Origin of the sequence: Clostridium tunisiense TJ, from assembly GCF_000300195.1 — a bacterium.
Classification (GTDB): Bacteria; Bacillota; Clostridia; order Clostridiales; family Clostridiaceae; genus Clostridium_J; species Clostridium_J tunisiense.
Genome location: NZ_AMQH01000002.1, coordinates 323,447 through 348,716, shown reverse-complemented (window position 1 = coordinate 348,716; position 25,270 = coordinate 323,447). Strand labels below are relative to the sequence as shown.

Here is a 25,270-nt window from a genome sequence, read left to right as displayed (position 1 = left end):
TATAATTAAAATCTTATTGAAGACTTATCCTTCCACGAGGTGGTTAGGATAATAAAGCTACGCGAAAATTTTTTGCGTAGCTTTATTATAATAAAACTTACTTTAACAACATTTTGGAAGCTTCAAGTCTGCTATCTTCTATAAGGGGCTGTAAATCAACCTTGCAGGTGCTGGGACTAAGGAAATTGCTTTGGTGTAACAAAATAGCTTTTTTTTAGTCAAAATCTGCTTACAAGGTTGTTAAACAAAATAAATTTGGTCATTATTTAATAAGGTTTGTTAAGAAGTTTTTACCTGTAAAAATACAATATATGATGAAAGTTATGGTATATTTTGTTATAATATAGATAAAATTGGGGGATGACTTAAGCGAAACTCTCCTAGGGACATGAGAATCATGTTTACCATGGAAAAGCTTAAGAAAGTATGGAGGGGGAAAATGAAAAAGGTAATTTTACCAGTGATAGTCAGCCTGATTATTGCAACTATGGGTATCTGGTGGACTTTTTTTCTTACTAGTAATAATGAAAGGGTTAGAGAAATTCCTGTGGTTACTAAAGAAACTAACAAAAGGATTTTGCTCAGCAGTCTTAAGGAAGCAGAACAAATAAAAGAACGTAGGGATTATGGTGCAGAGTTAGACGATTTACATACTATGGAGATTGTAGCAAAGAAGAAAGGTAGAAAGTTTAGGGAAAAAAACCATAATGTAAAGGTGAAAAATTTCAATAACAAAGAAGAAAATTTTATTCCTGTGCTAATGTATCACTCTATAAACTATGAGGCAGGAAATGAACTAAGGGTACCAAAGGAAAGGTTTGAGGAACATATTAAATGGCTTCATGATAATGGATTTTACACTCTATCCATGGAAGAGTTTTATAATGCTATAACTAGGGGAGAAGCTGTGCCTGAAAAGTCTATTTTATTGACCTTTGATGATGGGTATAAGGATAATTATACTAATGGGTTTCCAGTGATGAAAAAGTATAAAGTTAAGGGAACTATTTTTGTTATTACAGGCACTATCGATACCTCTAATTCCTATATAAACTCTCAGGAAATTAAAGAGCTTGCTGGAAACGATATAGATATAGAAAGTCATACAGTGAGCCACTTAGAGTTAAATGGATTAAGTTATGAGAAGCAGGTAGAGGAATTAAAAGAGTCTAAATTAAAAATAGACAAGCTTTTAAATAAAGATACTATAGCAATATGCTATCCAGTAGGGAAGTTTAATGAAGATACAATGAAGGCTGCAGAAACTTTAGGATATAAGGTTGGGTTTACAACAAAACCAGGGTACAGTAATATTTCTCAAGGGATCTATAAGCTAAAAAGAGTTAGAATTAATGCTTCTACTACAGTAGAACAACTTGAACATATTTTAAGTGATTGTAAGTAAAATCCCAGGCTATGAGTGTGCTGTTCATAGCCTGGGATTTTAGTTTTACCTAGTAATTACTATAAGGGGTAATTATAGTAATGCAATAGTGATATTAATAAGAGCTAGTGCTAATTGTTAGTAGGAATTATTGCTACTAACTAGAGTTGTTTATATTAACCACCGCTAATTATATCAGCGGCGGTTAGCATGACTTAATGAATATTAGTAAGCATTAGTTATTAATTCTGCAATTTCACTTACTAGTGGAAGCCTTGGGTTTGCAGTAGTACACTGATCTTCAAAAGCTTCATCAGCTAGTTCCATTAGTACAGAGTCTAGATGAGCCTTAGAAACTCCACATTGGCTCAGTGAAGTTGGTACATTAAGTTCCTTCATTAAAGCTTTAATAGCTTCCACTAAGTTATCAATAGCCTCTTCAGGAGTGCTATGGCCTAAGTCTAAGTGTTTAGCAATTTCTTGGAACTTTTCAGGTGCTTTATAGTACTCATATTTAGGGAAGGATACCAATTTACTTGGATTGCTTCCGTTATATCTTATTACGTGAGGTAGCATTATAGCATTTGCTCTTCCGTGAGGAATATGGAACTCAGAACCTAGCTTATGAGCTATGCTGTGGTTAACTCCAAGGAAGGCATTAGTGAAAGCCATACCAGCTATACAAGAAGCATTGTGCATTTTTTCTCTTGCAAGGGCGTTATTCCCCTCTCTATAAGCTGTTGGCAAATATTTAAATACTAACTCAATAGCTTTTAATGCAAGGGCATCAGTATAGTCAGAAGCCATTACTGAAACATAAGCTTCTATAGCATGAGTTAATACATCCATTCCAGTATCTGCAGTAACAGAAGGTGGTACTGTCATAACTAATTCTGGGTCTATAATTGCAATATCAGGAGTTAGCTCATAATCAGCTAAAGGATATTTTATACTATTAGCTTTATCTGTGATAACTGCAAAAGCAGTAACCTCAGAACCTGTTCCAGAAGTAGTTGGAATTGCTACCATTTTAGCTTTTTTACCTAGTTTTGGGAACTTAAAAGCTCTTTTTCGTATATCCATAAACCTTAATTTTAAGCCATCAAATTCAACTTCAGGATTTTCATAGAAAAGCCACATTCCTTTAGCAGCATCCATAGCTGAACCACCACCAAGGGCAATGATTACATCTGGCTCAAAGCTTCTCATTTGAGCAGTTCCTCTCATTACAGTTTCTGTAGATGGATCTGGCTCCACATCTAAAAATATATTTACATCAAAATTAGCTTTCTTTAAGTGGTTCATAACTCTTGATACATAACCAAGTTTATCCATAAACTTATCTGTAACTATAAAAGCTTTTTTCCCTGGCAATTTTTCTAGGTATTGTAATGAGCCAGGTTCAAAGTAGATTCTCTCTGGTACTCTAAACCATTGCATGTTTACTCTCCTTTTTGCTACTCTTTTAATATTAATTAAGTTCTGTGCGCTTACGTTTTGAGTAGTTGAGTTTCGGCCCATAGTTCCACAACCTAAAGTTAAAGATGGTAAATTTGCATTATAAATATCTCCTATAGCTCCTTGAGAAGAAGGGGAGTTAATAATTATTCTTCCAACCTTAACTCTTCTTGAGAACTCTTCTATAACCTTATTGTCAGTGGAGTGTAGTACAGCAGAGTGTCCAAGGCCGCCGAAGTCAATCATTTCTTCAGCACGATGAATTCCTTCCTCTGTAGTATCAGCGATAAACATTGAAAGAATAGGACTTAACTTTTCTCTTGATAAAGGATACTTTTCTCCAATACCTTCAAGCTCACAAATCAAAATTTTTGTTCCATCTGGAACTTCTATGCCGGCCATTTTAGCTATTTTCTCAGCACTTTGACCAACTATATCTGCATTCATAGATTGTCTTTTTTCATCTATAGCAACCCTTTGAAGTTTTTTCATTTCTTCTTTATTTAAAAAGTGACATCTACGTTCTTTAAGAAGGCCTATAACCTGTTCAGACACTTCTCTATCTATAATAACTGCTTGTTCAGAGGCACAAATTGTTCCATTATCAAAGGACTTTGAAAGTACAAGATCGTTTACGGCTCTTTTTAAGTTGGCAGTTTTTTCAATGTAGCAAGGCACGTTTCCAGCTCCAACACCTAGTGCTGGTTTTCCGGTAGAATAAGCTGATTTAACCATTCCAGGGCCACCAGTAGCTAAAATTATATCTACTCCAGGATGGAACATTAGTTTTTGAGATGCTTCTATAGATGGGGTTTCAATCCATTGAATACAATTTTCTGGAGCCCCTGCTTTTATTGCTGCATCTCTAACAATTCTTGCGGTCTCTACACTGCATTTTTGAGCTCTTGGATGGAAACTAAAGATTATTGGATTTTTTGTTTTAATAGCAATTAGTGATTTAAAAATTGTAGTAGAAGTTGGATTTGTAGTTGGTGTGACTCCTGCAACTACTCCGATTGGCTCTGCTACTTCCATATAATCTTCTTCATCATTCTCACTTATAATTCCCACAGTCTTTAGTTTTTTTATACTGTTGTAAACATACTCAGAAGCAAAAATATTCTTAGTAATTTTATCCTCATAGACTCCCATGCCTGTTTCTTCTACTGCCATTTTAGCAAGTTCTCTATGCTTAGCTAAAGCTGAGATTGTCATTTTTTTAACTATTAAATCTATTTCATCTTGATCATAAGCCAAGAAATCTATATAAGCTTGCCTTGCGTTTGATACAAGTTTATCAATGTTCGTCTCTACAGTGTTCTCAGCATTAACTGTTAGGTCTTCTTTTAATTTCTGAACAGAAGATGATACACTTGTAGAATCTATGTTTGAATCATTGCTTTTGGAATTTGGAATAGTATTAGTTGGTTTTGACATAGGATATACCCCCTTGAAGTTTGTTATTTATTTAACTAATTACATTATATAATCTTGGATAAAAAATGCAATAGGTTTTGTTAAAAATATATCAATGTTAATAAATTGTTTAAATATATAACTACAAATAAAAAAATACTAATTAATCTCACCATTATTAATTAAAGTACATAGTATGTAATACAAGTCTTTAATGGAGATGATGTTATGAAAATTGGAGATAGAGTAGTAAGAAGATCTTATGATGGGGACATTGTTTTTAAAGTCATTGATATAAGAGAAGAGTATGGGGTAGAAAAGTTTATCCTTCAAGGATTAAATATTAGAATTGAAGCAGATTGCCTAGAAGAAGATTTAGAGCTAGTAAGTGAAGATGAATTAGGGGAAATGGATAGGGTGTTTAACAAGAAGGTAAATGCTTCTATTAAGAAAATCCTCTTAAGTAGATCTGGGAATCAATATAGAGGGGAGCCTGCTAAGGTTCTAGAGGATACTTATTATGTAAAGGGGCGAAAGAGTAAAACTAATAACCCTATACCCATGCCAAACAAAGAAATGTTTTTTGGAAGACCAGGAAAAGTCCTTCACATAGATGGAGATCCAGGATACTTGGAAGTGTGTCTAAAAACCTACAAGCAACTTTCTATTGAAGCTGTAGGAAAAGTTATAGCAGAAAAGGATCAACCTTTAGAAATTCTAGACCTAGTTAAGGAAGTAAATCCTGATATAGTAGTTATTACTGGGCATGATGGAATGACAAAGGATGCTCCCGATTATATGGATTTAAGTAATTACAGGAATTCTAGATATTTCGTGGAATGTGTATCTATTTTAAGAGCCTATAAGTCTGACTATGATGAACTAGTTATTTTTGCAGGCGCTTGCCAATCAAATTATGAGGCGCTTTTGGATGCAGGTGCTAATTTTGCTAGTTCCCCTAGCAGAGTTCTTATTCATTGTCTGGACCCTGTAATGATTTGTGAAAAAATTGCTTATACCAATATTAATGAAATTGTGGATTTACAAGATGCTATACAAAATACCATTACAGGAATAAAGGGTGTTGGAGGCCTTCAAACAAGGGGTAAGTACAGAGAAGGTTATCCTAAATCTCAGTATATAAGATAATAACCTTTAAATTTAATAGTAAATTATCAGTTCTATTAGCTCTATTGGTTTGTTGGTGAGATATAAAATTAAAGAGGGTCTAGATATAATGTATATTTATACTTTTAAGTATGAATATATTTACTTTTATTAATATTTTATAGAGCAATTAACTTTAGAGAATTTTAAAGAAGTCTCAAGGATAACCCCAAGAAGATTATGACTATAAAGAGTTCCTATAGAGTAGTTTTTTCTATAGGAACTTCTCATGTATAAAAGCCAATTTAATTTTAGCAATTCTATAAGTTCTTTATAAAAAAACTGTACAGATAAAATTTTCTTAAATAAGTTGTTAAAAATTTATAAATTTATATGGAAGTAGAATATATAAATGTATTTAAGCACATACTAATCTCGGATTTTGAAATGAAAAAGTGAAAAAATAAAGAATACTTTTTAAGTAGTAAGTTGTTTTGTTTAACATATGAAAATATCTTTATAAAGATGAAATCTTACAAGAGTTGGTTTCCTTCTAGGTATCTAATTCAGTTGAAACTTTTAACATTTAATATTTACATATTCGACAAAAAACCCAAGTTATGCAATAATTCAAGAAATTTAACAGAATTTTAACATTGACAAATATAATGTTCATATTGTACAATTGTAGGTTTACTTGACATAAATGAGTTTTACCCTTATAATATAAAGAGAAAGAAGGTGCTACCATGGAGAGAAAAAATGTATTGACTTCAATTAAAAACGACATTGAGAGTCATGTTGGCGAAAAGGTAACATTAAAGGCTAACGGCGGCAGAAGAAAGATTATAGTTAATGACGGCGTTTTAGAGAAAACTTATGACAGTATATTTGTAATTAGACTAGAAAATGCAACTCAAAGGACTGTTACATACAGTTATAGCGATGTGCTAACAAAGACTGTTCAGTTAGTGTTTGCAGTTTAGTAAAACATAATTTTAATGATGACATCTAGGATTTATATTTGTTTAGTATTTAATATTAAGCAATCTATACAGTTTTATTCATAAAAAGGTGAAGTACTAAAATACTTCACCTTTTCTTTTTTTATATTTTTTTATCATCAGTTCTATTTTAGAAGCAGCCTTAATATAATTAAATGTACAAAGCTAATGTATATAGGGCTGGAGCTTATAAGGGGTAAAAATATTTCCATAAAAAAAAGAAAGATGGAAAATCCATCTTTCAGCTATGGTATAAAAGGGTATTGAGAATTTATGAGAGGTTATATGGTCAATAACCATCTTAATTGTAAAATAATTTTCGACATATGTCAACAATTTATAGCGAAATTTGTACTATATTTTTTTTCGACATTAGTTATATTTTTTTATGGTTGTCTATATAAATTATTAGTAGGTATTTTAGGAGGGATATTGTTATGCGCTTGGATTTAATCAAGGACAATATAGAGTACGAGCAATTATTAGGTCAAAATTCAACAGACATGGTGGTAAAAGAAGAATACGTAATACCAGATACACTTCCAGATGTGAATGAAGTGTTAACACTAGATGCTAAGCCTATGGTAACAAATAAAGAGGTTTCAAATGGAAAGGTCAATGTAGAGGGACAAATTCAATATACAGTTCTTTACATGGCTAAAGAAGATGAGGTTATTGAAGCTCATCCTGTTACTTATAATTCTAAATTCGCAAGCAGTCTTGATGTTAATGGTGCTACTAATGACATGCTTTGTGAAATAGATTTATGCATGGAAGATGTAAAATGCATAATTATAAATGAAAGAAAAATAGCTATTCAAGGAATCATGAGCATTAAGTGTGATTCTTATAAGATGAACTCCTTTGAAATAGTTAAGGATGTAGAAAATGGTAATGACCTTCAGTTTTTGAAAAATCCAATGACCATAGACAAGGTTATGGATCCAATTAATGGAGAAATAATTGGGAAGGCTGAAATAAAAGTAGACATGGATAAACCTGAAGTAGGTAAAGTGGTTAATTATAATGTTAACATAGGTAAGAAGGATATTAGATTATTTGATGGTGGAATACGTGTAGAGGCAGTAGCTAATGTGACTATATTATATAAGGTTAAAGGCTGCAAGGATTTAGTTTCAGTTTGTGCAAATGTTCCACTAAACAAGGAACTTAATGTGGATTTCTTAAAACCAAATATGGAGCATTATACAGATTTTATGGTAGCTTCCTTTGAACATGATGTAAGGGAAGATGATATGGGTGAAAATAGAATAATTGATATAGAATTCTTAGTAAAGACCTGCACTCATGTTATGTATAAAGAAGAAGTAGAAATGATTGAAGATGCTTACTCACCAACTAATATCTTGGATATGAATGCAGAGGAATATCATATAAATGTTATCCAAGGACAAGGACAACACGAAAGTCTTGTTAAGGGTGATATTGAAGTTGGAGAGGATATGCCTAAACCAAATAAGGTTATAATGGCTAATGGAATAGTGACAATTATTGATAAGAAGATTTGTGATGATAAGGTAACTATTGAAGGAGTTTTAAAAGTTGATGTGTTGTATTCTACAGAGGATGAAGCAGCCTATGTGGCGTCTATCTCTGATGAAATACCATTTACTTCTCAAATAGAAATAAGTGGTGCTATGGATAATATGGATGCAATATCAAAGGTTTACTTAGAAATGTTAGAAGCTAGTGTTGAGGTTGGAAATATTTCTATTAGAGCTATTGTTAGAGCTCAATGCAAGGTTTGCTATAATGCTAAGAAAAAGTTCCTAGTGGACTTACAGGCTTCAGAAAATGAAGTTCCTAAGAAAAAAGCAAGTATCATCATTTATGTAGTTCAGCCAGGAGATACTTTATGGCAAATAGCTAAGAAATACTTTACTACTAAGGAAGAGATAATGGCTATAAATGATATGGCTGAAAATGCAGATATTAAGCCAACTCAAAAGTTAATTATTCCAGGAAGAGCTGTAGTATAAGGATTTTCCAATTATGTTATAACTCAGTTCCTTACCTAAAACAAAACTTTAACTACCTTTAAAAGTGCTGAGAAATATTACTATTTATAGATAGTAATTAATAAGACATAATGTTTTTACTTTATTTATATTAAGGGGGTTTAGCCTTTAGGGCAGGCCCTCTATTAATTTTTTCTGTTTATTTTATAAGCTTCCATTTTAATTAAATAAATGAATAAGTATAGGGTGACTTACTGTATTTAATATTTGTCTAATGCTATAGGAACCAGAGTTAAATTTCTATCATAGAACCCCATATCACTAACAGTCTGCATTTCGTTTAGATATAGGTACAGCAGAGGATTATGCTTTCTTTATTGTTTACAAGTATAAATTAGTTTGCATATGTTGCAAACTATATACTATACTAAGTTTAAATAATATAGATAAACCACTTCCAAATTCAAAGAGTTTATTACTCTAAAGAAGTAAGAGATTAACTTTATTTAAAATTAAGATGTAGTTTATCTATGTGGAAGAAAACGTATAGGTTGGTGAATACAATGAAATTAAAAGCATACGGTAAAATAAATATATCTTTAGACGTGGTTGGAAAAAGAAAAGATGGATATCATCTGCTTAGAATGATTATGCAAACTGTAGATATTTATGATGAGCTTACCTTTGAACCTTGTGGTGAAGGGATACATATTGCTTGCAATAAAGAAGGCATACCCACGGATAACAGAAATTTAGTATATAAGGCTATAGAACTATTTAAAAATACATATGGGGTTCAAGGTGGAGTGAAGGTTCACATTGATAAAAACATTCCAATGGAAGCTGGTATGGCAGGGGGAAGCACCGATGCAGCAGCAGCTTTAAGAGCCATGAGAGATTTATATAACCCTCAGGTTAGTGATGAAGAGTTAATGAAATTAGGAGTGAAAATTGGTGCGGATGTGCCTTACTGCATTATTGGCGGCACGGCTCTTTGTGAAGGAATTGGGGAAGTAATTACACCTCTTAGCTCTTTCTGGGGAAAAGTATTGCTAGTGGTAAAACCTAATTTTGGGGTGTCCACTGTAGGCGTATATAAGTCTTTTGATATAAAGGAAGTTAAGGATCATCCAAATACTGAAGAGTTAATTAAGGCTATGGAAAAAGAGGATGTTAGTTATGTGGCTAAAAATATGATGAACTTGCTGGAACAGGTTACTATTAAAAATCATAAGGAAATACAGGAGATTAAGGACTTTATGCTAGAAGAAGGTTCTTTAGGAGCCATGATGACTGGAAGTGGACCAACGGTATTTGGTTTCTTTGAACATAGAGCTACAGCAGAAAGCTGTTATGAAAAGTTAAAGGAAAAATATAAAGAAGTGTTTGTTACAACTACAGTTTAAAATTAGTGAAGTGTTCTCCTAAGGTCATTAGACAAAAGGAGTTCCTTAATTGTTTAACTTCCTCTGAGGAATTTTTCTCAGAGGAAGTTTTTGATTAAATTGTGTTGTATAAAATTTCACCTCTACTAGAGCGACTAGTAGGGGTTTTTATTTTTATGTATATAAAAATCATATTAGTTAAAACTAAATAGGAAATTTTTAATAAAGGAAGATGTGATGAGGCTTATGATTAGAACTATTATTGAACGTTTTGATTTGTATCTGCTTATACTCTCTGTTGCTACAGGCATATTAGTAGCCTATTTTGATGCTAAAAAGTTCAAAACTGAAAATAAGCAAACTGCCTATAAACAGGCAAGGTATTTTGGTATTGGTGTAGCAGCTCTTGCAATAGCGCTCTACATTGTTAGATTTATGTTTATCTAAAGATAATATTTATGAATTTACATAGATTATAGAGGCTGAAGGTGAATTTTAGGTTATAACCTCTAGAAAGTTTTAAGGGAATCAATAGGGCCTTATGTATAAGTTGAGTGTTAGCTTTGGTTCCTTACACTTTGGTGAAGAAAGGGAAGTGAGATAGTTGCAAGAACAAATTCGTGAAAACATTTCTCAAAAAACAGAACAAAACATGATGTATGTCAGAGAACTGTTTAAAAATGCAGCAGATGTTGTATTTAGGGAATTTAATATAGGTAATCTTAAAGGTGGATTAGTTTATATTGATGGAATGGCTGATAAAACTCTACTTAACGATTTTTTATTGGAACCATTAATGGATAATGGGGGAGAAAACATAACTCCAGACCAGTTGATGGATAAGATTATTGCAATTTCTGATATGAAAAAAGTTACAAAGTTAGCAGATGGAATAAATGCAGTGCTAGCAGGGGAATCCTTAGTTTTTATCGATGATTTAGGGGCAGCTCTTACTATTGCTAACAGATCTTGGCCTAATAGGGGTATTGGAGAGCCTTCGGGAGAAACGGTAATAAGAGGTTCTAGAGAGGGGTTCACAGAAACCATAAGATTTAATACAGCCCTTGTAAGAAGAAGAATTAGAGATACTCGATTAAAGGTTGAGCCAAGTCAAGCGGGGGTACGTTCTAAAACCGATATGGCAATAATGTATATCGATGACATAGTAAATAAGGAAATTCTTGATGAATTGAAAACTAGATTAAAGGATGTAAATATTGATGCAATTTTAGATAGTGGATATATAGAGCAATTTATCGAAGATGATAAAATGACTCCATTTCCACAAATTCAAAGTACTGAAAGACCTGATGTGGTAGCGGCAGCTTTGTATGAAGGAAGAATTGCAATTTTTGTTGATAACTCTCCCTTTGCCTTAATTGTTCCAGCAGTACTTGCGAATTTCTTCCAATCACCAGATGATTATTACAATAGATGGTTAAGTGGTTCTGTGGTGAGGATAATAAGATTGTTTGCCATAGTACTATCTTTAATTTTACCAGCAGCTTATGTAGCTATGACCTCTTTTCATACAGGACTTATTCCTACAAAGCTTGCTTATGCTATAGCAGCCTCAAGAGAAGGGGTACCTTTTGCAGCCTATGTTGAAGCTTTGCTTATGGAAGCAGCTTTAGCCTTCTTAATAGAAGCAATTATAAAACTACCAAAACCTGTAGGTTCAACTATAGGTATTGTGGGAGGTCTTATTATTGGTCAATCAGCAGTTAGTGCAGGACTTGTAAGTCCTATTATGGTTATAGTTCTTGGGCTCACAGCTATAACTACATTTTTAATTCCAAACTACACTGTGACTACTGCTTTTTCTTATTTTAGAGTAATGCTTATTCTTCTTTCTTCATTTTTGGGTCTTTATGGTATTATGCTAGGTCTTATCTTCTTGTTAATTCATTTAACAAGAATAGAGAGCTTTGGTATACCGTATCTTGCACCAGCAGTAAATACTATTATGAAGGACTTGAAGGATTTATATGTGAGAATGCCTCTAAAGGACTTTAAGGAAAGACCGGAATTTTTAGAACCTAATGATAAGGTGAGACAAAAATAACTGTCTGAGGCATCTTCAAAAAATAAATAAGTCAGTATGCTTGTCTATTTTGTGTTATACTGCGTCAACAGAACCCTTAGATAGCTAAGCTATCAAAGGAACCTGTTTCCTCGTCAGCACAAGCTTGCTTGTGAACACAAGCTTGCTTGTGAACGCAAAATATCCTTTACATCTTTGACTTATTATTTATTTTCAAATGCCTAATTGGAGGAATAAAAAGTGAAAGATAAAAATTTTATACAAGACTTTGGTTTGTTTGCAAGTTTAGTAGTATCCATGATTGGTATAGGGGTGTTTTATAGCCCTTCCTTAGTAGCAAAGTATGTTGGTGCTGATGGTTGGGTAGTGGCCATAATCACAGCGGCGGCTATATTTATAATTATGTATATGATGTATTACATCATGAGAGTAAACACCTATGACGATATTGTAATAATACTAAAAAATATATATGGAGGAGTTTTAGGGAGAATTATATCTATAGTCTATTCAGTTATGATGATACTTGCTTTGGGTATATCGTTAAGAGTATTTTCTGAGGTAATAACTATGTTCCTACTAGTTAATACACCTACTGAAGTTGTTCTCATAACTATGATTTTTCTAGGTATGTTCTTGAGTAGAGGTGGCTTAGCCAATGTAGTAAACTTTAATGAATTAGCTTTCTGGATGATATTTATTCCAGCTATACTGGCTTTTCTTTTAACACTGCCCATTGCAGATTTTACCAATTTATTACCAGTATTTTCAACAACACCTCCTAACTACTTAAAGGGAAGCTTTGAACTATTGTTTTTGCTAAATGGCTTTTCTATGGCATTTATTTTAATACCTTATGTTAAGAAAAAGGAGAGAATAGGCAAGATTTTAAGGCGAAGTAGTTACTTTATTGGGGCCTTTTATGGAATTACCTTTATATTAGTGGCAGCCACTTTATCTGTGGATCAAACTAGAAATACAATTTTCCCAACCATTACTATGATTCAGTCTATTACATCAAGAACTGGATTTTTAGAAAGATGGGATAGCTTAATTATGGCAATTTGGGTTATTTTCTATTTTACGGCCTTTGCCAATACCTATTATTTTTCATCTTATATAGTAAAACACGTATTTAATATTGAAGATATTAAAATTGCTTCCGTGATATTTTTGCCAGTAATTTATGTAGCGGCTTTATTGCCTGAGAGCGTGGTAGATGTAAGAAATTTAAAGATGGGATTCATTAGAATGGGGTTCATTGGAACACTGTTTGTAGTTATAGGCATCACTTTTTTAGTAAGCTATATTAAGAATAGGAAGGGGAGCGGGGTTAAAAATGAAAATTAAAAAGGTTCTTCCAGCACTAATTATTAGTATGTTGCTTACTGGTTGTTGGGATAATGTGGAGATAGATAGAAAGGCTTTTGTAGCTACTATAGCCGTAGATATTGGGAAAGATATTAAAGAAAGAGAGGCTCTTAAGGAATTAAAACCTACAGATGCCTTTGCGGATAAATCTATGGACATTCTTAATGTAACCTATGGATTTCCTGATATAAGAAATATGGAACAGGAAAAGGGTACTGCGGAAGAGCTTGCTATCACTGTAGATGGATACTCAATGACGGATACTTACTTTAAAGCTATTGCACAAAGTAGCAGAAATCTTCAGTTTAGTCATAGTAAAGTTTTGTTTTTAAGCGATGAGTTATTTAGGTATCCAGAGGTTGCCAAAGAAGTGATGGATTACATAGAAAGAGAACCAAGTTTAAATAGAACTACAGTTATGGCTATAGTTGAAGGAAAGGCAGAGGATTATGTAAAGTTCAAACCTCTAATGGAAGAAAATATAGAAAACTATATTACAGGTCTAATGGGAAACAATAGCAGAAATGGATCTGTGTATCCCGTTACTTTAAATAAATATATAGATATGTCCACTCAAAACGATGTGAATATGCTACCTTTATTTAAACTTGAAGAGGGGAATAAGAAGTTAGTATTATCAGGAATAACTTTAATTAAGGATTTTCAAATTGTAGGGTATTTGAATGATAAGGAAATTACAGATGTGCAACTGCTAAGAGGTGACATAGGTTCTTGTAAAAAAGTAGTTTATAAAGAAGGTCACCCTATAGATTATTATATTAGAGATGTATCTACTAAGGTGGACATGGAGCTAGTGGATGATAAGTTGGTGCTGAATTATAAGATTTTTACAGAGGGAACAATTAAGGGTTATTATACAGATGCCAATTTGCTTAATACAGATGTCATAAGAGAAATTGAACAGTATTTTGCAGACTCAATGGAAAAGGAACTAGTGGCTATTGCGGATATTACTAGAAATAAGCTTCAGGTAGATTTGTTAAATGTAAAAGAAAACCTAAGAAAGTATCATCCTAGAATTTGGAGTAAGCTTCAAAATAGATGGCCAGAAGTTTATCAAAATGCAGAGATAAAGGTTACTGTAGATAATCATATAAGAACAGTAGGATTAACTGATTAAATTATGTAGAGGTTAATTAGAAAGTCACTATTAAAATTCTTTTAAGGAAGATTTCCTGGAACTTCAATAGAACTTTCTAGTAGGCCTCTATCTGTTTGTAAGGCTGAAGTGAGCAAATTTTTATAATAATAGTTGGTAAAGGCCATAGGCAAACTAAATTGCCACTTAGAAATATCTAAGGATTAACTTAAAAGACTATAAGGATAGGCAACGGAAAAATATAAAAATTATTTTATATTATGTGTATAGAACTTGTCCCCTTGGTAATAATTAGAATATAACAGAGGTTAACAAGGAATTAAGGGGGAGAAAGATTATGAAAAAATTATTATCAATGGGAGTAATGGTGTTAGTTATACTAACATTCTTAACAGGTTTTTATAGTTCTAGAACGGTAGGTTCTAGTGTTAAAACAATAGGAACGGCAAGTGCGCAAACTTTAAAAGTTAAAGAAGAAGCAAATTTAACAGTAGAGGAAATCTCAGAAAAATTAATTAGATTTCATGTAATTGCAAATAGTGATGAAGAAAAGGATCAAGCTCTAAAGTTAAAAGTTAGAGATGAGGTTTTAAAATATATACAACCATTATTAAAAGAAAGTAAGGATATTGACAACTCAAGGGAAATTCTAAAAAAAGAAAATGGAAACATATTAAAAATTGCAAAAGCTGTTATTGAAGAAAATGGTTATAGTTATGAAGTGGATTCAACTCTTTCAAGAGAGTATTTTCCAGTTAAGACCTATGGAAACATTACTCTTCCTCAAGGAGAATATGAAGCTTATAGAATACTTATAGGAAGTGGAGAAGGGAAGAACTGGTGGTGTGTTATGTTTCCACCAATATGTTTTGTAGATGTGACAAAGGGAGCAGTAGCTTATGAGGAAACAGAAAAAGAAATGAAAGAAGTATTAAGTGATGAAGAGTACAACATGGTTAACAATAAGGCAAGTGAAGAAAATAAAAAAAACAAAGATAATAAAACTGTAGAGAATAGCAAAACTTCAAAGGAAAATAGCAAAGCTAAGGCGGCTTCAAAAGAAAGCAATAAGTCTACTAGCAAAAAATCAAATACTACTGCAGCAAAAAATAGTAGTAATACAGCAAAAAATAATACAGAAAAATCAAATTCTAAGGATATATTAGGTTTAGAAAAGGAAAAAATGGTAGATAATACAGAGGATAACAACGTAATAATCAAGTTTAAAATAGGGGAAATATTAAAAAGTTTAGTTGAGTAATTCGAAATAATCTTTAATATTGTATATAAATTGTTAATCAAATCTCAGAGAAATATTCTTTGTGATTATGATTATAGATAAAGGTAAGGGAACCTCCCCCCAAAGATAATCTCCTTTCCCTTATCTTTATCTCAATTAAAGTCAGCAAATAATAGTTTTTGCTGACTTTAATTTTCGTAAAATTAAAACTTTAAAATAAATGTTAAAAAGTTTACTTTTCAGGTTGAAGAAATGCGAATATAGGCATAGAATAATTTTGTAGTAAAACTACTTTGTTTCACCTTGACACGGTATGTTGAATAACTTGTTAATATAAATTATTGTTAGGAGAGATAACTATGAAAAAAAGTGTAGCTATATTATTTGGAGGACAATCTACAGAGCATGAGGTTTCTAGAGTGTCAGCTACATCCGTTTTAAGCCATATAAATCATGAGAAATATAATATTTATCCTATAGGAATCACAAAGCAGGGTAAGTGGTTTCTTTATAAGGGAGAATATAAAAACATTGCTGATGGTAAGTGGGAGGACGATTGCGCTAATAAAATTCCTAATGGTTTAGAGATACTTGTAGATAAAAAGGTGGAGGTAGTATTTCCAGTACTTCATGGTATGTATGGAGAGGATGGCACAATTCAAGGGTTATGTAAGCTTATGAATATACCATGTGTAGGTCCGTCTGTGATGAGTTCTGCAGTGTGTATGGATAAGATATATACTAAATACTTATTAGAACATGGGAACATTAAGCAAGCAAGCTACGTGGTAGTGACTTCCTTTGATTATGGAAGGGATAAAAATTTCTTCCTTAAGAAAATAGAAGAAAACCTTGGCTATCCATGCTTTGTTAAGCCAGCTAATAGTGGTTCTTCTGTGGGAATTACTAAGGCTCATAATGAAGAGGAACTTGCTAAAGGATTAGAATTAGCATTAGAGCATGACAGGAAGGTCTTAGTAGAAGAGGGACTAAATGCTAGAGAAATAGAAGTTTCAGTATTAGGAAATGATGATCCTAAAGCATCAATTCCAGGAGAAATCATTCCTGCTAAGGAATTTTATGACTACGAAGCAAAATATCAGAATGCGGCTTCTAAACTTTTGATTCCTGCAGCTTTATCGGAAGAAAAGCTAAATATAATAAGAGATTTAGCAGTTAAAATTTATAAGAAATTAGATTGTTCAGGAATGGCAAGAGTAGATTTCTTAGTTGATAAGGAAACAGAAGAGGTTTACTTAAATGAAGTTAATACAATTCCAGGGTTTACAAGTATTAGTATGTATCCTAAGATGTGGGAAGCTACAGGACTTGCTTATCCAACTTTAATCGATGAATTAATTGAACTAGCTATTGAAAGAAATAATAAGTAATTTATACAGCCAAACGGGAAGTTGAGTTTAATTTTCTGGTTGGCTGTATAAATTTTATTATATAAAGCACAGGTTGTAACTTATATAATATTAAAAGTTATGATAAAATTATACTGTAGTTAATAACATAATTTATGACCAGTAGATTAAAGGAGAATATATGAAAAACAATGCAATTATAAAAGTGGTAAGTATTCAAAATAGTGAAGAAGATGAAAAAATTGAAGTAGTAAGTTTAGGTGATTATTATAAAGAAGAAGATGTTTTCGTTGCAATTTATAAGGAAACGGAACTTTCAGGAATGGGTAATACAACCACTACTTTTAAGATTGGTAAAGATTTTTTTTATTTAATCCGTGAAGGGGAAATTAATACTGTGATGGAGTTTAAAAGAGGGCATAGTACCTCAATTCTATACAGTACACCTCAGGGTGGATTAGCATTACAGGTTAAAACAAGAAATATAAAAATTCAAGTTGATGACCTGGGAGGAAATGTAGACCTTGAATATGATATTTTTATTGATGGACAACATAGTATTAACACAAAACTTATAGCAAATATAGAAGTTAAATAGTGAACAAGTTCATCTTGTGGAGCTGCTTTGGAAGTAGTTTTGGGAGATATATTACTAATTTTTAACTTTATAACAAGCCCCTATATTTTAAAAGTATAGGGGCAAATTATTAGGCAATTTTATTCTAGGTTTAGAAGTTTAGAAAGGTCAATATTTTTAAATTTTGGGGGAATTTTATGTATACCTTTAAGGATATTGTTGGGGAAAGTGAAAGTATAAGAAAGGTTAAGGAATTAGGGGAGAAGGCTTCAAACACTGGCTCATCAGTGCTTATATATGGGGACACGGGAACAGGGAAGGAACTTATAGTTCAAGCTATACATGAGGCATCTGTGAGAAAGAATAGGAATTTCATTCCGCAAAATTGCGCAGCTATTCCAGAAAATCTTTTGGAGAGTATATTTTTTGGAACATCAAAGGGGAGTTTTACTGGTGCTGAATCCCAAGTAGGCTTATTTGAACTGGCTCACCGAGGTACCCTATATTTGGATGAACTTAATTCAATGCCTATTAACTTTCAAGGCAAGCTGCTTAGGGTGCTCCAGGATGGGGAAGTTAGAAGGGTGGGAGACACTACTAGTAAAAAGGTAGATGTGAGAATTATTGCATCTTTAAATGAGAACCCAGAGGAACTTGTGGAACAAGGTAAGCTACGAAAGGATTTGTATTATAGGCTCAACGTAATAAGAATTAACCTTCCTAATCTTAATGATAGAAAGGAAGATATCCCCTTATTGGTTAATTGCTTTGTTGATAAATTTAATGAGAGATTTAACAAGGCTATTACAGGGATTTCACCAGAGGCCTTAAAGGGGTTGGTGAAACATGATTATGAGGGAAACATTAGAGAGTTAGAGCACATCATAGAGGGTGCCTTTAATATAAGAAACCAAGGGGTTATAGAACTGAAGGATTTATATTTGCGAGAAAAAGTTAAAGCATTTGCAGACTGGTCCTTAAAAGATAAGTTAGAATACTATGAAAGAAAGTATATTAAAGAAGCTGTTATATTAGCTGATTATAATATTTCAAAGGCTGCAAAGTTTTTAGATATACCAAGACAAACTCTTCAGTATAAAATGAAAAAGTATAATATATAGAGTGCTATAAAGAAGCTACACTACCAATAAACCTATTTTTACATTCGCTTTCATATAAGTTACTTGTAATTTATGGAGTAATGTAGAAATAATATTGCAACTTATACATAAAAATTTAATTATGTTTTAGAAGGATGGTTGTGTAGAGTTTTTGAGAAGAAATAAAAGAAAGAGTCTCTTAGAACCTTAAAATAAAATGAAGTTGTTCAATACTCAAGTTAAAATTCATAGAAAAGGAGCTGCAATATTTGTAGCTCCTTTAAAATACAAAAAAATAAAAACAAAAAATAGTAGCATAAAAATAAAATATATGATACTATAGTACTTGTTTTTAAATATAAATATACCATTTTACTTTATAGGGTAATTTCTATTATAGTAGGTAAATAGAAGTAAGTCAATAGGTTTTATAAAAAAATTTAAAGTATTAAGGAGGAGTTTGTTTTGAGTACTAAATATGTATTTGTCACTGGTGGGGTTGTTTCGTCTTTAGGAAAAGGTATTACAGCAGCATCTTTAGGGAGGTTACTTAAGAATAGAGGATTAAAGGTTTCAATTCAAAAGTTTGATCCCTACCTAAATATAGATCCAGGTACTATGAGTCCTTATCAACATGGAGAGGTTTTTGTCACTGATGATGGAGCAGAAACAGATTTAGATCTTGGTCACTATGAAAGGTTTGTGGATGAAAATTTGAGTAAAAACAGTAATGTAACCACAGGTAAAGTATATTGGTCAGTAATCTCTAAGGAGAGAAGAGGAGATTACTTAGGGGGTACTGTTCAGGTAATTCCACATATAACAAATGAACTTAAAGATAGAGTGTATAGGGTAGCTAAGGAAAAACACGTAGATGTGGTTATCACAGAAATTGGGGGAACTGTAGGAGATATTGAATCTCTTCCATTTTTAGAAGCTATAAGACAAATAAAATATGAAGTAGGTAGGGAAAATGTTTGCTTTATTCATGTAACTTTGGTTCCTTTCCTCGGTAAGGCAGGAGAGTTAAAAACTAAGCCTACTCAACATTCGGTTAAGGAATTAAGAAGCATAGGTATTCAACCTGACATCATTGTTTGTAGAAGTGAAAAAGAAATTCCAATGGACTTAAGAAATAAAATTGGGTTGTTTTGTAATATAGATGGAAGAGCAGTAATTCAAAATTTAGATGCAGAAAACCTTTATGAAGTTCCATTGATGTTACATGAAGAAGGTTTGGATGCTTTGGTTTGCGAAAAGCTAAGCTTAAATTGTAGCTCTATAGATAATTCCTCATGGATAGAAATGGTGGAGAAGCTTAAAAACCTGAAAAATAATGTTACTATTGCTCTGGTTGGTAAGTATGTAGAACTCCATGATGCGTACATATCAGTTGTTGAGGCCCTAAGTCATGGGGGGCTTGGCTGTAATTCTAATGTTCAAATTAAATGGATTAATGCAGAGGAAGTAACCAGAGAAAATGTAGAGCAGCTTCTAGGAGAGGTAGATGGAATATTAGTACCAGGTGGATTTGGCGATAGAGGTGTAGAAGGAAAGATTGAAGCGGTGAGATATTCCAGAGAAAGAAATATTCCTTTCCTTGGTATATGCCTTGGCATGCAGTGCGCAGTGATTGAGTATGCTAGAAATGTTTTAAATTATGAAGATGCTAATAGTGCAGAACTTATACCAGACACTACTCATCCAGTAATTGATTTAATGCCAGATCAAAAGGAGGTTGATGAAAAGGGAGGCACCATGAGGCTTGGGTTATATGCTTGTAGATTAGATAAAGGAACTAAGGCTTTTGAAGCTTACGGTGAAGAAGTGATTTATGAAAGGCATAGACATAGATACGAGTTTAATAATGAGTATAGAGATCAGTTAACAAAGGCAGGCTTAGTTTTAAGTGGAACTAGCCCAGACAAGAAATTAGTTGAAATAGTTGAACTTAAAGAACATCCTTGGTTTGTAGCAACACAATTTCACCCAGAATTAAAATCTAGACCTAATAATCCTCATCCACTATTTAGTGAATTTGTAAAAGCTTCTTTAGAAAATAAGAATAAATAAAGCTTAAAAACCTAAGGTTAAAGAAGAGAGAATTATCTTTCCTATTCTTTAACCTTAGGTTTTTTGTTTTGATAATTTATTTTATTACATAACTAGATAATTAGATTTTCATAGAACTAGTAGTTTACATATAATATCCATAAACTTATGATAATATTAGGGTTATTTAAGTTATACTGTCAATTATTAAGCAATGTGATAAGTTATGATTCCATTTATTAATTTAGGAAAGGAAGAAGTGATGATTTATGAGGAAGATAAAAATTTTAGCTGTAGAAGATGAAGTTAAAATTTTAGAAATAGTTAAGGCTTATTTACAGCGTGAAGGCTATGAGGTTATTACTGCTACTAATGGTAAGGAAGCAATGAAGGTTTTTTCAGAGGAAGAGTTTTCTTTAGCAATACTAGATTTAATGCTGCCAGATATCACTGGAGAAGAGATTTGTAAACTTATTAGAAAAAAATCAGATATCCCAATCATCATGCTCACTGCCAAAGTGGATGAAGGAAGTATTATTAATGGGTTAAGTATTGGCAGTGATGATTATGTTACTAAGCCCTTTAGTCCTAAGCAACTGGTAGCCAGAGTAAATGCACTTATAAGAAGGTATGAAAGCAAGTTTTCAACTGAGAATATTTTGTCTTATAATAATGAACTCTTTATAGATTTAAACAACTTAGAAGTAAGAAAGGGTGACAACCAAATAAGTTTGACTGCCACAGAGTTTAAGTTGTTGACACTTCTTGCTAAGAATCCTAAAAGAGTATTTAGTAGAGAGGATTTAATTAGCTATGTGCTAGGAGATGATTTTGAAGGCTTTGATAGAACTATTGATTCTCATATTAAAAATTTAAGGCAAAAAGTAGAAGATAACACTAGAAAGCCTATATACATTTTGACTGTCCATGGATTTGGATATAAATTTGGTGGTGAAGTATAGTTATGAGGCTAAGAAGCAAATTAATAATCTCCAATGTAATAGTATCTTTAATAAGCATTATTTTAGTTGGAGTACTCTCCATGAATTTATTAGAAAGTAATTATAAGAAGTTAATTCAAAAGAATATAGAGGATAAGACTAAAGGTATTGTTCAATCTATAGAGAAACAATATAAGAGTGATGGTTGGAACTTGTATGCTATGGAGAATATAGGAATAGATGCTATGAACAATGGGCTTATACTTGAAGTTGTAGACAATAATAATGAGGTAGTATGGGACGCCATGGAGTTTAACCATGGTATGTGCCAAAATATATTGCAAAATGTAAGTAATAATACTAGAAAAAACTCTAATGCACCCATAAAATATGTCACAAAAACTTTTGAACTTATTATAAATAATGAGAAGCAGGGCATAGTGAATATAAGTTACTATGGGCCCTTTTACTATAGGGATAATGACTTAGTATATTTAAATAGCTTGAGAAATGCCATGGTTTTTGTAGCTGTTTTTGCCTTAATATTATCTATAGCTATTGGGCTGCTTATTTCTACAAAGTTGAGCAATATGATTTCTAAGGTAGTTACTTCTACCTCAATGATTTCAAAGGGAAACTACAATATGATAAGTAATGATTCTAACATTGCAGAAATGAATACTCTTGTGGAAGCGGTAAATAATTTATCCTCCTCCTTAAGAAAGCAAGAACACCTTCGCAAGGTTCTTACAAAGGATATATCTCACGAGTTAAGAACCCCACTTACTACTCTGCAGGGAAATTTAGAAGGTATGATAGATGGTATTTGGGAACCCACGGAAGAAAGATTACAAAGCTGTAATGAAGAAGTGTCTAGATTATACAGGCTAGTAGGAGATCTAGAAAACCTAGCTAAAACCGATGAAGAACAAGTGGTTCTTAACAAAAGTAATATTAATATAGGGAATTTAATTTCTAATATATTGAGCAATTTTGAAAAGAAATTTCTCGATAAAGATATAACTCTTCATTATGAAAGTAAAGATGTTTTTCTTCAAGGAGATAGGGATAAGCTTAGCCAAGCTGTAATTAATATTCTATCTAACGGAGAAAAATACACTCTTCAAGGAGGGCATATTTATGTAAGTATTGGTGAAGAAAAAGATAAGATAATTATAAAAATAAAAGATACAGGGATAGGAATTGATAAAGAACATTTGCCCTTTATTTTTGAAAGATTTTATAGGGTTGATGAGTCAAGAACTAGAGCTACTGGAGGCTCTGGAATTGGGCTTGCCATAACTAAATCTATAGTTGAAGCACATCATGGAAACGTTGAAGTAAAAAGCATAATAAATGAAGGGTCTGAGTTTACTATTAGCTTACCTAAGTAGATGCATATATAGGGAAATAAACTCAAGACTAAACTTGCACATAGAAATTACATTGGTTTCCTTAAGGCTTCTATAGTCAAAGATGAATAAATTAATCATTGACTATAGAAGCTTCTAGCTAGATAAGCTTTACTAGATAAGTTGCAACAGTATTTCTATATTACTCAATAAATTAAAGACAACTTATTTGAAAGAGAATGCAAAAGTAGGATTATGGTTAATATAATCTCTTTATTGCATTCCATATATTATTGAAAGATAGTACAATAATATTAAAACTTACTAGTTTTTTATTTTCATTTGGTGTATATTTGTATATATAAAATAATTAAGAATTTCTTCTAGTTTTTTTAACTTTCTTTTGTGAATTCTTCATTTTAAATAATTATTAGTGGTTAATATAATAAATTATGGTAATAATTTATTTATGCACATTTTAAATAGTTCCCAATTGTAAATACAATTTTAAATAAATTCCCAAAAGTCTATAAGTAAATAATTAGTTTTATGTGGTGTTTGAGATATTCGGAGGTGTAATATACTTGACTAATAAAGAGTTAGATAGTATGAATCTTAGTGAACTAAAAGAGATTGCTAAGAATCTTGGTATAAAAAATATTGCTAAGTTTAAGAAAGCAGAGCTTATTGAAGAAATAAGAAGAATTTCTCCAGCAGCTATTGAAAAGTCTGGGGTAATTTTAAGAGAGAAAATTAGTCCTAAAATCAGCTCTAAAGAAGTTGAGGAGGAGAATAAGGACAAGGATTATAAAGAAGAGAATTTTAGTAATGGTTCTAGTGATAATCAGAAAAATGATGATATAGTTAATCAAGAAGAAGAATTTGATGACGCTGGTAATCCAGAAGAAAAAGAAGAAAGCTTTGAGGAGAGAAGAGAAAAGTTAAAGGTACTAATTAATGAGTCAAACTCTGGAAAAGGAGTTCTAGAAATTAGTGATAATAACAATTTTGGACTTTTAAGAAGCAATAATTATTTAAGTGGTGATGATGATATTTATGTTTCTTTATCCCAAATTAGAAGATTTAATTTGAAGGTTGGGGATGAGGTTCAAGGTAAGGTTAGAATTCCTAAAGAGGGAGAGAAGTATAAAGCTCTTTTATATGTGGAAAAGGTTAATGGAGAAAATCCTGAGAAGGCCATAAGAAGAGTACCCTTTGAAAAATTAACTCCTATATATCCAGAGGATAAGATAAAGCTTGAAACTAGTCCTGAAGACTTATCTTCAAGGCTTATGGATATTATTTCTCCTATTGGAAAGGGACAAAGAGGTGTTATTGTAGCACCACCTAAAGCAGGTAAAACTAGTATTTTAAAGAAAATTGCACAAAGCATAACTAAGAATAATCCAGAGGTTAAGTTAATTGTGCTTTTAATCGATGAAAGACCAGAAGAAGTTACTGATATGCAAAGGTCCATAGATGGAGATGTTATTTATTCTACTTTTGATGAAGAGCCAGAACATCATGCTAAAGTTGCCTACATGGTTTTAGAAAGAGCTAAAAGATGTGTAGAGCAAGGCCAAGATGTAGTTATATTACTAGATAGTATAACAAGACTTGCAAGGGCTTATAACTTAACCATTACTAGAACTGGAAGAACTTTATCAGGAGGATTGGATACTGGTGCCTTACTTATGCCTAAAAAGTTTTTTGGGGCAGCTAGAAACGTAGAAGAGGGTGGAAGTTTAACAATTCTTGCTACTGCATTAGTAGAAACAGGAAGTAGAATGGATGATATGATATTTGAGGAGTTTAAAGGTACTGGTAATATGGAGGTACATCTTGATAGAATTCTTCAAGAAAGAAGAATATTCCCAGCTATAGATATCTATAAATCTGGAACTCGTAGAGAAGATTTGTTACTTAACAAGACAGAGTTAGAGGTTACTTATAACATAAGAAAACTTATGTATAATGAAGGTAATACCGCTGCAGTAACAGAAAAGTTATTAAATGTACTGTCAAAAACTAGAACTAATAAGGAGTTCTTTGAGATTCTAAGTAAGAGCCCGGAACTACTTAAATAAAGTAATTAAATTTTATAGGGAACTAAAGTTGTTTTTAACTTGCATAAGGAACTACTTTAGTTCCTTTAAGCTTTTGTGAAAAAACAAATAAGGGTTCATCTTTAAGTCAATATATAAAATCTATAATTGAAATAAAAAACACTGTGATGATTTTCGCTCACAGTGTTTTTTCATAGTTATAGAGGGAAACAAAATCAAGATTTAGTTTATACATTCCTCTTACCTTGTTTCCCTTAAGACCCTTGAAGAGGAATAAGATGAATTTTCATCCTGAAAGTCTTTG

Annotated in this window: 17 protein-coding genes and 1 pseudogene; 17 read left to right on the top strand and 1 reads right to left on the bottom strand. The window is 32.1% G+C overall.

The genetic code is table 11. The features are described 5' to 3' along the window. Positions 1-439 precede the first annotated feature (439 nt). Positions 440-1,405, top strand: a complete 966-nt coding sequence (locus C661_RS0101675; protein WP_017413555.1) for a polysaccharide deacetylase family protein — start codon at positions 440-442, stop codon at positions 1,403-1,405. Positions 1,406-1,609: 204 nt separating this feature from the next. Here the strand turns inward: C661_RS0101675 and adhE are convergent, their stop codons facing one another. Beyond that, positions 1,610-4,279, bottom strand: coding sequence for a bifunctional acetaldehyde-CoA/alcohol dehydrogenase (gene adhE / locus C661_RS0101670; protein WP_017413554.1), 2,670 nt, complete (start codon positions 4,277-4,279; stop codon positions 1,610-1,612). Positions 4,280-4,486: 207 nt separating this feature from the next. Here adhE and yabG point away from each other — a divergent pair, with 207 nt between their 5' ends. From yabG to rho, 16 genes and pseudogenes are all read left to right on the top strand, one after another. Beyond that, positions 4,487-5,407 carry a sporulation peptidase YabG gene (gene yabG, locus C661_RS0101665; RefSeq protein ID WP_017413553.1) on the top strand — a complete coding sequence of 307 codons (921 nt, stop codon included), beginning with the start codon at positions 4,487-4,489 and terminating at the stop codon, positions 5,405-5,407. Between the two features lie 707 nt (positions 5,408-6,114). Then, positions 6,115-6,351, top strand: coding sequence for a Veg family protein (locus C661_RS0101660; RefSeq protein ID WP_017413552.1), 237 nt, complete (start codon positions 6,115-6,117; stop codon positions 6,349-6,351). Positions 6,352-6,806: 455 nt separating this feature from the next. Further along, positions 6,807-8,369, top strand: coding sequence for a DUF3794 and LysM peptidoglycan-binding domain-containing protein (locus C661_RS0101655; protein WP_017413551.1), 1,563 nt, complete (start codon positions 6,807-6,809; stop codon positions 8,367-8,369). A gap of 542 nt (positions 8,370-8,911) precedes the next feature. Continuing rightward, on the top strand, positions 8,912-9,754 hold the full coding sequence (gene ispE, locus C661_RS0101650; RefSeq protein WP_017413550.1) for a 4-(cytidine 5'-diphospho)-2-C-methyl-D-erythritol kinase: 843 nt from the start codon (positions 8,912-8,914) through the stop codon (positions 9,752-9,754). A 216-nt stretch (positions 9,755-9,970) separates the two neighbouring features. After that, entirely contained in the window at positions 9,971-10,180 is a 210-nt protein-coding gene (locus C661_RS0101645; protein ID WP_017413549.1) for a CLC_0170 family protein, read from the top strand. Between the two features lie 157 nt (positions 10,181-10,337). Further along, entirely contained in the window at positions 10,338-11,798 is a 1,461-nt protein-coding gene (locus tag C661_RS0101640) for a spore germination protein (RefSeq protein WP_017413548.1), read from the top strand. A gap of 219 nt (positions 11,799-12,017) precedes the next feature. Continuing rightward, positions 12,018-13,127, top strand: a complete 1,110-nt coding sequence (locus C661_RS0101635; RefSeq protein ID WP_017413547.1) for a GerAB/ArcD/ProY family transporter — start codon at positions 12,018-12,020, stop codon at positions 13,125-13,127. Next, a complete protein-coding gene (locus C661_RS0101630) occupies positions 13,117-14,289 on the top strand; it encodes a Ger(x)C family spore germination protein (protein ID WP_017413546.1) in 1,173 nt (390 codons plus the stop codon). The genes C661_RS0101635 and C661_RS0101630 overlap by 11 nt, the downstream gene beginning before the upstream one ends. Positions 14,290-14,605: 316 nt before the next feature. Then, a pseudogene (spoIIR, locus tag C661_RS21045) lies at positions 14,606-15,280 on the top strand (stage II sporulation protein R); the annotation flags it as partial. A gap of 587 nt (positions 15,281-15,867) precedes the next feature. After that, positions 15,868-16,899 (top strand): D-alanine--D-alanine ligase family protein, encoded by a 1,032-nt coding sequence (locus C661_RS0101615; protein WP_017413543.1) that lies wholly within the window; start codon positions 15,868-15,870, stop codon positions 16,897-16,899. A 160-nt stretch (positions 16,900-17,059) separates the two neighbouring features. Further along, positions 17,060-17,476, top strand: coding sequence for a YwiB family protein (locus C661_RS0101610; RefSeq protein WP_017413542.1), 417 nt, complete (start codon positions 17,060-17,062; stop codon positions 17,474-17,476). Positions 17,477-17,652: 176 nt separating this feature from the next. Then, positions 17,653-18,576, top strand: a complete 924-nt coding sequence (locus C661_RS0101605) for a sigma-54 interaction domain-containing protein (RefSeq protein ID WP_017413541.1) — start codon at positions 17,653-17,655, stop codon at positions 18,574-18,576. A 444-nt stretch (positions 18,577-19,020) separates the two neighbouring features. Next, positions 19,021-20,628 carry a CTP synthase gene (pyrG, locus tag C661_RS0101600; protein WP_017413540.1) on the top strand — a complete coding sequence of 536 codons (1,608 nt, stop codon included), beginning with the start codon at positions 19,021-19,023 and terminating at the stop codon, positions 20,626-20,628. 248 nt (positions 20,629-20,876) lie between these two features. After that, positions 20,877-21,569 (top strand): response regulator transcription factor, encoded by a 693-nt coding sequence (locus C661_RS0101595; RefSeq protein ID WP_017413539.1) that lies wholly within the window; start codon positions 20,877-20,879, stop codon positions 21,567-21,569. A gap of 80 nt (positions 21,570-21,649) precedes the next feature. Then, the gene (locus tag C661_RS0101590; RefSeq protein WP_192812637.1) at positions 21,650-22,942 is read left to right on the top strand and encodes a sensor histidine kinase; all 1,293 of its coding nucleotides are present in this window, start codon (positions 21,650-21,652) and stop codon (positions 22,940-22,942) included. 566 nt (positions 22,943-23,508) lie between these two features. Next, positions 23,509-24,987, top strand: coding sequence for a transcription termination factor Rho (gene rho, locus C661_RS0101585; protein WP_439328867.1), 1,479 nt, complete (start codon positions 23,509-23,511; stop codon positions 24,985-24,987). The last annotated feature ends 283 nt before the right edge of the window (positions 24,988-25,270 follow it).